The sequence below is a fragment of the Paraburkholderia lycopersici genome, from assembly GCF_900096975.1.
Classification (GTDB): domain Bacteria; phylum Pseudomonadota; class Gammaproteobacteria; order Burkholderiales; family Burkholderiaceae; genus Paraburkholderia; species Paraburkholderia lycopersici.
Genome location: NZ_FMYQ01000038.1, coordinates 1 through 12,042, shown reverse-complemented (window position 1 = coordinate 12,042; position 12,042 = coordinate 1). Strand labels below are relative to the sequence as shown.

The 12,042-nt window shown below is 66.4% G+C and carries 10 protein-coding genes, 1 tRNA gene and 2 pseudogenes; 5 read left to right on the top strand and 8 right to left on the bottom strand.

Annotation, left to right across the window (positions count from 1 at the left end; translation table 11 throughout):
* Positions 1 to 143 precede the first annotated feature (143 nt).
* Positions 144 to 1,394: pseudogene (locus BLU17_RS28815) on the top strand (D-amino acid dehydrogenase); the annotation flags it as partial.
* Between the two features lie 11 nt (positions 1,395 to 1,405).
* On the opposite strand, the gene BLU17_RS28810 reads toward BLU17_RS28815, so the two are convergent.
* From BLU17_RS28810 to hcaE, 7 genes are all read right to left on the bottom strand, one after another.
* Positions 1,406 to 2,368 (bottom strand): TauD/TfdA dioxygenase family protein, encoded by a 963-nt coding sequence (locus BLU17_RS28810; RefSeq protein ID WP_092005015.1) that lies wholly within the window; start codon positions 2,366 to 2,368, stop codon positions 1,406 to 1,408.
* Positions 2,369 to 2,592: 224 nt separating this feature from the next.
* A tRNA-Val gene (locus tag BLU17_RS28805) sits at positions 2,593 to 2,669 on the bottom strand.
* Between the two features lie 129 nt (positions 2,670 to 2,798).
* A complete protein-coding gene (gene hcaD, locus BLU17_RS28800; RefSeq protein ID WP_092005012.1) occupies positions 2,799 to 4,025 on the bottom strand; it encodes a 3-phenylpropionate/cinnamic acid dioxygenase ferredoxin--NAD(+) reductase subunit in 1,227 nt (408 codons plus the stop codon).
* A gap of 13 nt (positions 4,026 to 4,038) precedes the next feature.
* A complete protein-coding gene (gene hcaB, locus BLU17_RS28795; RefSeq protein WP_092005009.1) occupies positions 4,039 to 4,866 on the bottom strand; it encodes a 3-phenylpropionate-dihydrodiol/cinnamic acid-dihydrodiol dehydrogenase in 828 nt (275 codons plus the stop codon).
* Positions 4,866 to 5,186: a 3-phenylpropionate/cinnamic acid dioxygenase ferredoxin subunit gene (gene hcaC, locus BLU17_RS28790; protein WP_092005006.1), complete on the bottom strand. Its 321-nt coding sequence runs from the start codon at positions 5,184 to 5,186 to the stop codon at positions 4,866 to 4,868. Before hcaC ends, hcaB begins: the two co-directional genes overlap by 1 nt.
* 2 nt (positions 5,187 to 5,188) lie before the next feature.
* The gene (gene hcaF, locus BLU17_RS28785; RefSeq protein WP_092005004.1) at positions 5,189 to 5,743 is read right to left on the bottom strand and encodes a 3-phenylpropionate/cinnamic acid dioxygenase subunit beta; all 555 of its coding nucleotides are present in this window, start codon (positions 5,741 to 5,743) and stop codon (positions 5,189 to 5,191) included.
* A complete protein-coding gene (gene hcaE, locus BLU17_RS28780) occupies positions 5,740 to 7,095 on the bottom strand; it encodes a 3-phenylpropionate/cinnamic acid dioxygenase subunit alpha (protein WP_092005001.1) in 1,356 nt (451 codons plus the stop codon). Before hcaE ends, hcaF begins: the two co-directional genes overlap by 4 nt.
* Positions 7,096 to 7,220: 125 nt before the next feature.
* Here hcaE and hcaR point away from each other — a divergent pair, with 125 nt between their 5' ends.
* The gene (gene hcaR / locus BLU17_RS28775) at positions 7,221 to 8,099 is read left to right on the top strand and encodes a DNA-binding transcriptional regulator HcaR (protein WP_092004998.1); all 879 of its coding nucleotides are present in this window, start codon (positions 7,221 to 7,223) and stop codon (positions 8,097 to 8,099) included.
* Here the strand turns inward: hcaR and BLU17_RS28770 are convergent.
* Positions 8,096 to 8,899, bottom strand: a complete 804-nt coding sequence (locus tag BLU17_RS28770) for a DNA-binding transcriptional regulator (protein ID WP_092004996.1) — start codon at positions 8,897 to 8,899, stop codon at positions 8,096 to 8,098. The two genes, hcaR and BLU17_RS28770, sit on opposite strands and share 4 nt — an antisense overlap.
* A 192-nt stretch (positions 8,900 to 9,091) precedes the next feature.
* Here BLU17_RS28770 and BLU17_RS28765 point away from each other — a divergent pair, with 192 nt between their 5' ends.
* From BLU17_RS28765 to BLU17_RS34655, 3 genes and pseudogenes are all read left to right on the top strand, one after another.
* Positions 9,092 to 10,942, top strand: coding sequence for a bifunctional 3-(3-hydroxy-phenyl)propionate/3-hydroxycinnamic acid hydroxylase (locus BLU17_RS28765; protein WP_092004993.1), 1,851 nt, complete (start codon positions 9,092 to 9,094; stop codon positions 10,940 to 10,942).
* 2 nt (positions 10,943 to 10,944) lie between these two features.
* The gene (locus tag BLU17_RS28760; protein ID WP_092004990.1) at positions 10,945 to 11,889 is read left to right on the top strand and encodes a 3-carboxyethylcatechol 2,3-dioxygenase; all 945 of its coding nucleotides are present in this window, start codon (positions 10,945 to 10,947) and stop codon (positions 11,887 to 11,889) included.
* A 28-nt stretch (positions 11,890 to 11,917) separates the two neighbouring features.
* Positions 11,918 to 12,042, top strand: a pseudogene (locus BLU17_RS34655) (2-keto-4-pentenoate hydratase); the annotation flags it as partial.

Genomic DNA, 12,042 nt, shown 5'->3' with positions numbered 1-12,042 from the left:
GGCGCCGTTGCGGAGACAACGTTCGACGACTTAAGCCGAGGTTATCCGCGCGCGCAAAAACGCAATTGAGTTCCGCATCGTTCCGGGCCAGACTGGCGGCATAGGCCGCAAGGGTTCGGCCGCAAGCGAAAGAGAAACAACGGACTATGCGAGTTTGCGTTCTGGGCGGTGGGGTGATCGGCGTGACGACGGCCTACGCGCTTGCCCGCGATGGGCATGAGGTCACGCTGGTCGAGCGCCACGCGGACGTGGCGCGCGAAGCGAGCCACGCCAACGGCGGCCAGCTCAGCTACAGCTATGTCGCGCCGCTCGCCGATCCCTCGGTGCTCCCCAAGTTGCCGCAATGGCTTTTCTCGCGCGACGCCGCGCTGCGCTTCGTACCGCGGCTCGATCCGCATCAATGGCACTGGTGCCTCGCGTTCCTGCGCGCCTGCACGCGCGCGCGCAGCCGCGCGACCACAGCCGAACTGCTCGGGCTTGGCTTTCTCAGTCAGCGCCTCATGCACGAGGTCGTCGAGCGCGAAGCGCTCTCGTTCGACTACGTGCGCAACGGCAAGCTCGTGGTCTATCGCGATCGGGAAAGCTTTGCGGGCGCGCGCAGCCAGGCAGCGTATCAGGCGCAATTGGGCTGCGTGCAGCATGCGCTCGACGGCGCGGCTTGCGTTGCGCTCGAGCCTGCGCTCGCGCATATCGGCGGGAAGATCGTGGGCGGCATTCACACGCCGGGCGAGGAGGCCGCCGATTGCGGCCAGTTCACGCGCGGCCTTGCCCGCGCGGCGCAGCGCCACGGCGTGAGCCTGCAGCTCGCCACCGAGTTCGCGGGCCTGCGGACGAAGGGGCTGCGCGTGCTCGCCGCGCAAACCTCGCGGGGGGACATCGAGGCCGACGCCTTTGTCGTGTGCCTCGGCTTCCAGAGCCAGCCGATACTGGCCTCGCTCGGCGTGAACGTGCCCGTCTATCCGCTCAAGGGTTATAGCCTCACGCTGCCCCACGCCGATGCGCACGGCGCGCCGCGCGTCTCGGTCACGGATGCGCATCACAAGGTGGTCTACGCGCCGCTCGGCGAGCGTCTGCGCGTTGCGGGCATGGTCGACCTCACGGGCATGAACCCGCACGCCGACGAAGCCCGCATCGCGCTGCTCACGCGCCAGGCGCGCGACACGTTTCCCGCCGCCGGCGACTACGGCGCCATCCAGACGTGGACCGGTATGCGCCCCGCCACGCCGGACAGCAAGCCGCTGATCGGCGCAACGCACTTTCGCAACCTGTGGCTCAACACGGGGCACGGCGCGCTCGGCTTCACGCTCGCGCCCGGCAGTGCGCAACTGCTCGCCGATCTGCTGGCGGAGCGCGAACTGCCGATCGACGGCGACGCCTTCGCGCCGGGCCGCTGATACGCCGCCGGTTATTGCAGCGTCGCGCCTTCCTCGCGCACGACGACGCTCTGACGCCCGTCGATGCTCACCGGCACTTCGCCGCGCACGGTCGCGCGCCGCACGATGCGGCGCGCGTCGCCGTAGTCGTTGATCGCGTAGTGTTGCGTCGCGCGGTTGTCCCAGATCGCGACGTCGCCCGCTTGCCAGCTCCAGCGCACCGTGTTTTCGAGTCGCGTCACGTGTTCGTGGAAGACCTGCAGCAAGTGCGCCGAGTCGAATGCCGAAAGCCCCTTTAGCCGCTGCACGAAGTGGCCGAGCACGAGCGTGCGCTCACCCGTTTCCGGATGCACGCGCACCACGGGATGCTCGGTCTCATAGCGCTTCGACGTGAAGACCTCGCGATAGCGCTTGAGCTGCGCGCTGTCCGCGTTCGCGTGCGTGGAGGCGTAATCGTAGGCGTTGGTGTGCAGCGCCCAGAGCGTGTCGGCGAGCGCGCGCAGCGGCTCGGGCAACTGCGCGTACGCGGCAGCCGTATTGGCCCAGACCGTGTCGCCGCCGAACGGCGGAATCACCACGGCGCGCAGGATGGAGACTTTCGGGTAGGCGTCCACGAAGGTGACGTCGGTGTGCCACGAGTTGGCGCGGGCGCCGTGCAGCGAATCGAGTTCGAGCAGGCTGCCGCCCTCCACCGAGGGCACCGTGGGATGCGCGACCGTTTCGCCAAAGCGGCGCGCGAACGCTTCCTGCGCGGTGTCGTCGAGATGCTGCTGGCCGCGGAAGAACAACACCTTGTGGCGCAGCAGCGCGGCGCTGATCGCATCGAACGTGGCGCTATCGAGATCGGCGTGAAGCCGCACCCCGTCGATGCGCGCGCCAATACGGCCCGCGACCTGATGGAGATCGAGCTTCGCGTCGGTACGCGAATTCGTGGCGGAATGCAGATGAGCGGACGAAACAGAGGCGGCGGGGCGCTGCGTTTGAACGTCGGACATCGAAAGTCTCCTCGGCTGGACGTGGAGCGCCCATTCAAGCAGGCTTGCGCCGCGAGAAGAACCGACGATTTCTGCGAAGCTATGCGTGCGTTGGCATGCTATGGATAGCGATGCGCGTGATTTGCGCGCACAAAGAAGGCACCCAAAGAAAATGACGCAGACCCGCGAGGGAATGCGTCATTCACAAGTTGCTGCAAGGTACAGCTTCTTTACTGCATGTTCGTTGGTAGGCTCGATTGGATTCGAACCAACGACCCCCACCATGTCAAGGTGGTGCTCTAACCAACTGAGCTACGAGCCTGTCGAGGCGCGAATTATAGAGACACTCGCGCGCGCTTGCAAGCGCTTTTCCCATATCGGATGAAACGGGCCCTGTGTCCGGGTGCGCTTGTACGCAAAGGCGCGTAAATGCATGTGGAGGCACGTGGAACTATGCGAATTCGCGCGCCAGATTGCGCAGGTTCTGCGCGGGATCGGCGAGCGTTTCGCGGGCAATGCGGGCGCGCTTGCCGATCAACGCCTTGGCGCTGCGCATGTCGCGGCCCTGGTTCACGGTGATCGCACCCACGAGCGCGCCGTCGTCATCGAGGCCGAACAGCACGCAAGGCGGCGCGTCGAGCGTGCCGCGCGCGATCCATTCGGGCGCGGCCATGTCGCCGGCGAACTGGATGTTGAGGCCGCATTGATCGGTCCAGAACCAGTCCGCCTCGCGCGCTTCGGGCGCGAGGCCCAGCATCGTGCGCGCCGCCGTTTGCGCCTGGCGGTTCGCGTTCTCCCACGTTTCGCGGCGTCGATGGTGGCCGCTTGCCTCGATCCGCTCGCTCGCGGCGTCGCCGGCCGCGTAGATGTGCGCGTGCGAGGTGCGGCACTGCGCGTCGATCACGATGCCGTTGTCCACGTGCAGTCCCGCCGCTTGTGCAAGCGTGGTTTCGGGCTCGACGCCGATGCCGTAGATCACCGCGTCGCCCGCGAGGCGCGTGCCGTTTTCGAGCGTGAGCACGATCTCGCCGTTCTCGCGCGCGGCCGCCGCGAGCGGCGCCCCCAGATGCAGCGCCACGCCGCGCGCGCGATGCACGTTGCACAGATGATCGGTCAGCAACGGCGGAGCGCAGCGCGCCATCGCGCGCGACGCCTGCTCGACGACGGTGACTTGCGCGCCGAGATCGACCGCGCTCGAGGCGAGTTCGAGGCCGATCACGCCCGCGCCTACCAGCAGCACGCGCTTGCCCGCTTGCAGTACGGGCAGGAGGCGCTGCGCGTCGTCGAGCGTGCGCAGCGTATGGACGTTCTCGCCGAGCGCGTCGAGCATCGGCAGGCGGCGCACGCGTGCGCCGGTGGCCAGCAGCAACGCGTCGAACGCGAGGGTTTCGCCGTCGGCGAGCGCGATGGTGCGAGCCTGCGCGTCCAACGCGGTCGCCGCCATGCCGAGCTTCAGCTCGATGTTTTGCTCCGCATAGAATCCCTCGCCGTGAATGGCGCACCTGGCGGTCTGCGGCTGGAGCAGCACGTCCTTCGAAAGCGGCGGCCGTTCATAAGGCGCGTGCGCTTCCTCGCCGATCAACACCACGCGGCCCGCATAGCCCTGCTGGCGCAGTTCGGCGGCGGCGAGCGCGCCCGCCTGGCCCGCCCCGACGATGACGATGGTCGAAACCTTCATGATGCGTTTCCCGTTACAGGTGCAGTCCGCCCGCCGCGTGACGGATGCCGCGAATGCCGAGGCCGGCGTCCGCGTTGATCATCACGCCGCTCAGCACGCGATTGTTCGCACGCGAGGCGAGCATCACAAAAGGGCCGGCGAAATCGGCAGGTTGAGGGAAAAATTGCAGCGGCAGAATGCTTGCGATCGCCTCGGGCGAGCGCGAATCCATGATACGCAGATCCTGCTGGCCGAGCGAAACGGGGCCGCGCAAATCGCTCGCCATGCCGCATGGGCCGACGCCGTTCACGCGCACCCTGGGCGCGAGCTCATAGGCGAGCTGGCGGATGATGCCCACGGCCGCGTGCTTGCTCGCCGTGTACAACGGACCGCCGCCGCCCGGATAGAACGACGAGTTCGAGAGGGTGAAGATCATGCTGCCCTCGCTCGCGATGAGCGCGCGCGCGGCCGCTTTTGCGCCAAGCAGATAGCCCTTCACGTTGATCGAGAAAAGCTCGCCAAAACCGGTGTCGAGTTGCTCGGGCGAGAGATCGACGAGGCTCGAAGCGTGATCCCAGATCGCAGCGTTGCCGACGAAAGTATCGAGCTTGCCGAACGCATCGACGGCTGCGCGCACGGCGCGCTCGTTGTCGGCGTACGAGGTGACGTCGCCCTGCACCGCGACGACCTCTTGCGCACCAAAGCGCGCCTGCAGCGCCGCGACCTTGTCCGCCGAGCGTTCGAGCACGGCCACGCGCGCGCCTTCTTCGAGAAAGCGTTCGACGAGCGCGAGGCCCAGACCCGAGCCGCCGCCCGTGATCAACGCGACTTCGTTGTCGAGCCAGCCTTTGGCGCCGTTCATCACGCCGCCTCCGGCACGTCGACGTACACCGCGCCGTCGACGAGCGTAATGGGGAACGTCTTGAGCGCCTCCGTTGCGGGCTGGCACAGCGCCGCGCCCGTCTTGAGACAGAATCGCGCGGCATGCAGCGGGCATTCGACGGTGCCGTCGTCCTCGATATACCCTTCGGACATCGAAGCATTGCCGTGCGAGCAGCGGTCGTTCAGCGCGAAAAGCTCGCCGTTCACCTTGAATACGGCGATCGCGGCGGACGGGCCGTCCACCTTGATCGCTTCGCCGTCGGACAACGCGTCGTCCTGGCAGACAAAAATACGGGCCATGATCAGAAAAGCACACTCAGGTTATGGGAAGTGAGCACCACCTGGTCGAGCGTGATCTCGCGGCGGCACACCTGCCAGCCTTGCTCGCTCTCCACGCGGCGCACGCGGTCGATGCGGCGGCCCGCGTAGAACGTCTCGTCGCGCTCCTTCTGCGAGCGGTAGAGCAGGTAGTTCAGGCGAGCTTCGTATTCGCCGGGTGTTTCGGTGGTGAGCACGCGCAGGTTCGTCACGAGATGGCGCGTGCGCGAGGGCGGCTCTTCCGCCCACGCCATGCCGGTCTCGAGTCGAGCCACGCGGCGCTCGAGCTGAAAATGCGTGTCGTTGAAGATCCACGTCGTGGGCGGCTGTACGCCGCGCCGGCGGTCGCGCGTTTGCGCGTTGACCGTGGTGCGCATCGTGTAGCGGATGTCCTTCGACATCAGATCGAGCCACGCGCGAAAGCGCCATTCGTCAAGCAACGCGGCTTCCTCAAAGAGAAACTGCCCGATTTCGTGATGCAGTTCGAGGCCGACGCGCGCAGGCGTGAAAACCGGAGCGAGTTCCTGGACGTCACTCATTTGAGCACCTCCGCTTCGTAGCGTGCGGTCCGCTCGTTCACTTCTTCCCACGTGTCCGAAATCAACAGGTCGGCCCAGCGCCGGTACATGCCGCGAGCGGCCGTTTCCGAGAAAATATAGTTCGTCATGCCAGGTATGCCGTCATCGCGCAAGCGCTCGCCGCCCAGCCCCATTTCGAGGCAAAGCTTCGTCTTGCGCGCGCGGCTGCCGCGCAGCACCTTTTGCACTTCGGCCCAGTTTTCCGAGTCGTCCTGTTCGAGAAAACCCGCGGGGCCGAACGCGCGCGTCGCGCTGCGCTCGAAAGCGGCTTTCACTTCGTCGGAAGCGGCCTTGTCGGCAATGCAGAACGCCCACACTTCCACCTGGTTCGGGCCGCGCGGATGCCACACGCGCAGCGTGGCCGTGCCGTTGAGCCAGGAAAGCGTGGGGAACATGTTGTTGTGTCCAGCGAGGCGCATCGCGCGCACCTTGCCGAGGCGTGCTTCGGCTTCGGCATAGGTGTCGCGGAAGTACTGCGAAACTTCGCCGTCCACCCACACGTTGGCGTCGGGCTTCTCGGTGAAGAAGAAGCCGCTGCCGTGGCCGCCCTGGCCATATTGCAGCGCGTCTTTTGCGGTCTCCCACACGGGGCGCGCCGTTTGGCCCGCGCCGAGCGCCTTGTCGGCCACGCCTTCTTTCGCGCCGAGCACTTCGATGGCGGACGCGTGCGTGAAGAGTGCGTGATACTGGTCGCTTGCGAACTGCTCGGCCGGGAATTTCCAGTTGCAGTCGATCACCCACTTGTGCACGCCGCCCACGATCTCGGTGCCGCCTTCGCGGCGGTCGAGCACGCCGTCCAGATACCAGGCGATGTCGCCCATGTAGGTTTCGAGGTCGGGCGCGTCGGCGTCCCAGTTGCCGAACACGAGGCCCTTGTACACGGCCACGCGCGTGACTTCCTGCAAGCCCCACTTTTCTTTGCACAGGCCCTGCGGATAGGCGCGCGGCTCCAGCGGCACGTCGATGAGCGCGCCGTCCACGCCATACGACCAGCCGTGATACGGGCACGTGAATGCACGCGTGTTGCCGCAATCGGCGTGGCTCACGCGCATCGACCGGTGACGGCACTGGTTCAGGAAGGCCTTGATCGAGCCGTCCTTCTGGCGCACCACGACGATGGGGTCTTCGCCCATGTAGGTATTGAAAAAGTCGCCGGCTTTCGGTATTTGACTGACGTGGGCGAGAAACAGCCAGCAGCGCCCGAAAATACGCTCGAGCTCGAGCGCATAAATGTCGGGGTCGGTATAGATCGACGACGTGACGCGGCCATTTTGCGCGTCGACGAGTGCATCGATGTCGATGATTGCGGACATCCGTGTCTCCTCCGTGGCAGCATTCTCCTTATGGTGGAGAACGCAGACGGATGATCGTTGCTGGCTTTCCCGTTGTGAAATATTTTGTTTGTTGGCACTAAGACTTTCGAACGATAACTCCGAGCATGGAACTGAGACACCTGCGCTACTTCATCGCCGTCGCCGACGAACTGAGCTTCACGCGCGCGGCGCAGCGGCTGCACACGGCGCAGCCCTCGCTCAGCCAGCAGATCCGCAATCTCGAAGACGAAGTGGGCACGCCGCTCTTCGAGCGCACGCGCCGCAAGGTGGAACTCACCGAAGCGGGCAAGGTATTTCTCGCCGAAGCGCGCCTCGTGGTGGCGCAGGCCGACCGTGCGGTAGCACGTGCGCGCCAGGTGGGGCAGGGCCGGGCGACGGTCACGATCGGCTTCGTGCCCGCCGCGGAAATCCGGGTTTTCCCGGTGATTCTGCCGCGCTTGCGGTTGCGCTATCCCGACGTGAACGTGGAATTGCGCAGCCTGCCGACGGCCGAGCAGGAAGAAGCGCTGCTGCGCGGCGACATCGACGTGGCGTTCATGCGGCGGCCGGTTCTCTCGCCTGAGCTGCGCAGCGAAGTCGTGTTGACCGAGCCGCTTGTCGTCGTGCTGCCAGGCGGCCATCCGCTCGCGAAGCTACCGCGCATCGCGCCGGCGCAGTTGAGCGGCGAGCCGTTCATCAGCACGCATCCGCAGTTTTCGGGGCAGGTGCATAGCGTGGTGGAGGCGTATTGCGAGGCGCATGGCATCGAGCGCAAGGTCGCGCAGGTCGCGACGAATATTCTGCTGAACCTGAATCTGGTGGGGATGGGGCTCGGATATGCGCTGCTACCGGCGTACGTTTCGTCGCTCACGAGCAGCGCGATCTGCACGCGGCCGCTGGAAGGCGAGCCGCCCACCATCGACCTGCTGATGGTCTCGCGCAAGGAGCCGCATTCGGCGGAACTCGAAGCGTTGTTCGAACTCGTGCGCGAGAACGAGGCTTAACGCTTCGTGGTTTCCTCCTGCGCTTCGAGCGCTTTCACCATTTCCTGCGCGGCCCGCTGCAGCTCGGGCACGAAGCGCCTTACCGCCTCGGCCGGGTTGATGGCCTGTTCCAGATAGATCACGTTCAGGCTCGCGAGCACGCGCCCGTGGGCCTCGATTGCCGTGGCGAGCGCGCCGATCTTGCGCTGGTCCGCCCAGTCGCCGTGATTCGAGCCGAAACCGTCCGCTCGTGTCTGGCGCACGAGATTGCGGATGAAGGCCTCGTCGGCGGCGAGCTTTTGCTGCTGCTCGCCGCCCGCGCCCGCGCGCAATAGTTCCAGAATGTCCTCGCGCTCCGCCTCGGGGCACATGGCGAAGTACACGCGGCCCGCGGCCGTGAGCAGTATCGGCAGACGGCGGCCCACCATCGCGCGGTGAAACGACAGCGGGCTGAAGCGGTGCGTGGTCTCGCGTATCACCATGGCGTCGCCGTCGGGCGTCGTGAGGTCGGACGGCCATACCGTGCGCTGGAGCATCTGCGCCATGATCGGCGGTGCGATGGTCGCGATCAGCTCGTCGTCGGTGAAGCCTTCGCTCAGGCCGCGCACGTTCATCGTCAGACGAAAGCTGTCGTCCGAAGCGCTGCGGCGCACGAACTTTTCCTCGACCAGGGTTTCCAGCAGGCGTCTCACCGTCGTGCGGTGCAGCCCTGTCGCCTCGCTCAGTTGCTGGCTCGTCGCGCGCCCGTTCTCCATGGCGTTGAGCGCCTGGAGCACCTGCAGGCCGCGCGCCAGGCCACGCACGTTTGCATACTTTGTCATCGAAAATTTATTAAAAATCAATTATGTGCATTCTATGCACATTTCTCTAAAAATGTTGAGCGCGCATCGGGCGGACCCTAGACTCGCTTCCATTCACCGGACTGCGGCAAAACGCCCCGACGCGGTGATCCGACGCAGGCAAGACCTGACAGCATCCGCAGCGGCCGCATAAGTCGCGCGAGAAGGAGACACATGAACACCCCCCTCGCCCAGGAGACGGATATCGTCCGCCCCCGCCAGATCGCCACCGACGTCGCCATCATCGGCGCGGGTCCGGTCGGCCTCATGATCGCCAACATTCTCGGTTTGCAGGGCGTGCGTGTCACGCTCGTGGAGAAGCTCGACCAGATCATCGACTACCCGCGCGCGATTGGTCTGGACGACGAAGCATTGCGCGTGTTCCAGTCGATCGGCCTTGCCGAAGCGCTGCTGCCGCACACCACGCCCGACCACTGGATGCGCTTCGTCACGAAAGACGGCCACTGTTTCGCCTCGATCGAGCCGCGCACCGACGAATTCGGCTGGCCGCGCCGCAACGCGTTCATCCAGCCGCTCGCGGACCGCGTGCTCTACGACGGGCTTGCGCGCTTCGAGCACGTGGAGGTGCTGTTCGGCCACGCCGTCGACGCGTTCGAGCAGGATGCGCAGGGCGTGACCATCGACGTGAGCGACGCGAATGGCGAGCGCCGCACGATCCGCGCGGCGTACATGGTGGGCGCGGACGGCGGCAACAGCTTGGTGCGCCGCGCGCTCAACGTGCCCTTCGAAGGCCGCACGAAGCCGAATCAATGGATCGTGGTGGACGTGCGCAACGACCCGATCGGCTCGCCGCACATCTACATGCATTGCGATCATCAGCGGCCGTACGTTTCGGCGGCGCTCCCGCACGGCATTCGCCGCTTCGAGTTCATGGTGATGCCGGGCGAGACCGAGGAGGAACTCTCGAAGCCCGGGAACATGGCCGCGTTGATCCGCAAGGTGGTGGCCGACCCCGACAAGGTCGACTACATCCGCAAGCGCGTGTACACGCACAACGCGCGCCTTGCAGAAACGTTCCGCGTGGACCGCGTTCTGCTCGCGGGAGACGCCGCGCACATCATGCCCGTGTGGCAGGGCCAGGGCTACAACAGCGGCATTCGCGACGCGAACAACCTGGGCTGGAAGCTCGCGATGGTCGCGAAGGGCGAGGCCGATGGCCGCCTGCTCGACTCCTATACCGTGGAGCGCCGCGCTCACGCGCGCTCGATGATTCACCTCTCCGAAGTGGCGGGCGACATCTTCGCGCCGACCACGCGTTTCGGCGCGCGCTTTCGCGACACGTTCGTGCGCTGGCTGAACGTGTTTCCTTCGGTGAAGCGCTATTTCGTGGAAATGCGCTTCAAGCCGATGCCGCGCTACGAAGCGGGCGTCGTGCTGTTGCCGCCGCCGCAAAAGACGGGCGGATGGTTCGCGCGCGTGCTGGAGCGCTCGGGCAACTCAGCGCCGGGGCGGCTGCTCGGCCTCATGAGCCAGAAGCGCGATTCGCTGATCGGCCGTCTCGCGTATGGCCGCGATCCGCTGGCCGCTTCGCCCGTGGGCCGCATGTTCATCCAGCCGCGCGTGCGTCTCGCCGACGGCCGCGTGGTGCGCCTCGACGATGCGATCGGCAACGGCTTCGCGGTGCTCGCGTGGGGCGCGGACCCGACCTTCGGCCTGACGCCGCAGGCGCGCGTGCTGTGGGAGCGCCTTGGCGCACGCTTCGTGTTCGTGAAGCCCGACGTGCAGCTCGAATACGCCGACGACGTGCCCGAGGGCGTGCTTGCGCTCGGCGACGTGCAGGGCCGCCTGAAAGAGTGGTTCAGCCGCCTGCCCGAGTCCGTCGTGCTGCTGCGTCCGGACCGTTTCGTCGCGGGCGTTTGCACGCCGCAGCAGGTTTCCGACGCGATCGTTGAACTCGCGGGCAAGCTCGGCATGACCGACGCCACGCTGCGCGAAGCGAGCGCGGCGGCTCCGCAAATCCGTCCCGTGCGCGGCGTGGCCGTCGCGCATGCAGCAGGAGCATGAGTATGCCGATTCACCTGGAATGTCTGTCGCATACGCCGTTGCACGGCTATTTCGATCCCGCGCCCGAAGTAGTGGCCGAGGTCGAGCGTGTGTGCGGCGCCGCGCGCGAGCGCGTGGAAGCGTTCAACCCCGACGTGATCGTTGCGTTCGCACCCGATCACTACAACGGGTTCTTCTATGACTTGATGCCGCCGTTCTGCATCGGCGCGCGCGCGGAGGCGATCGGCGACTTCAGGAGCATGGCCGGCACGCTGCCGGTACCCGAAGCCCTTGCGCACACGCTGGCGGAAAACGTGCTCGCCGCCGACATCGACGTGGCGCTTTCGTACCGCATGCAGGTCGATCATGGCTGCGCGCAGGCGCTGGAAGTGCTCACGGGCGGACTCGACCGCTATCCGGTGATTCCGGTGTTCATCAATTCGGTCGCGCCGCCGATGGCGACGCTGCGCCGCGCGCGCCTGCTCGGCGATGCGATTGGCCGCTTCTTTTCGCGCAGCGGCAAGCGCGTGCTCCTGGTGGGTTCGGGCGGCATTTCGCACGAACCGCCGGTGCCCGAACTGCGCGGCGCGACCGCTGAAGTGGCCGAGCGCCTGATCGCGGGCCGCAACCCGACGCCCGATTCGCGCGCCGCGCGCCAGGCGCGCACCGTGGCCGCCGCGAAGTCGTTCACCGCGGGCGACAGCCCGCTGCATCCGCTCAATCCTGAATGGGACCGCGCATTTCTCGCGTGCCTTGCTTCGGGCGAACTGGGCGCCGTGGACGGCATGACCAACGCAGCCATCACGCGCGACGGCGGGAAGTCAGCGCACGAGATCCGCACGTGGGTCGCGGCTTTCGGCGCACTGGCCGCTTATGGTCCGTATCGCGCTTCGCTCGACTACTACCGCGAGATTCCCGAGTGGATCGCGGGTTTCGCCACCATGCACGCCACGCCCGACGCGGCTTGATAGATAGTACGCACTACGGAGAATCATCATGTCCGATTCGAAACTCGTCGCGGCACTCGCCGCGCGCCTGCGCGACGCGGAAGCGTCGCGCGAGGTGATTGCGCCAGTGCGCGGCGAGATCGCCCCTGACGACATCACCACGGCCTACGCCGT

Coding starts and splice junctions, on each gene's coding strand:
- hcaD (WP_092005012.1), bottom strand. CDS start 4,025: ATGAAGGTTTCGACCATCGTCATCGTCGGGGCGGGCCAGGCGGGCGCG.
- hcaB (WP_092005009.1), bottom strand. CDS start 4,866: ATGAACGGCGCCAAAGGCTGGCTCGACAACGAAGTCGCGTTGATCACG.
- BLU17_RS28770 (WP_092004996.1), bottom strand. CDS start 8,899: ATGACAAAGTATGCAAACGTGCGTGGCCTGGCGCGCGGCCTGCAGGTG.
- hcaE (WP_092005001.1), bottom strand. CDS start 7,095: ATGTCCGCAATCATCGACATCGATGCACTCGTCGACGCGCAAAATGGC.
- BLU17_RS28810 (WP_092005015.1), bottom strand. CDS start 2,368: ATGTCCGACGTTCAAACGCAGCGCCCCGCCGCCTCTGTTTCGTCCGCT.
- BLU17_RS28760 (WP_092004990.1), top strand. CDS start 10,945: ATGCCGATTCACCTGGAATGTCTGTCGCATACGCCGTTGCACGGCTAT.
- hcaC (WP_092005006.1), bottom strand. CDS start 5,186: ATGGCCCGTATTTTTGTCTGCCAGGACGACGCGTTGTCCGACGGCGAA.
- hcaR (WP_092004998.1), top strand. CDS start 7,221: ATGGAACTGAGACACCTGCGCTACTTCATCGCCGTCGCCGACGAACTG.
- BLU17_RS28765 (WP_092004993.1), top strand. CDS start 9,092: ATGAACACCCCCCTCGCCCAGGAGACGGATATCGTCCGCCCCCGCCAG.
- hcaF (WP_092005004.1), bottom strand. CDS start 5,743: ATGAGTGACGTCCAGGAACTCGCTCCGGTTTTCACGCCTGCGCGCGTC.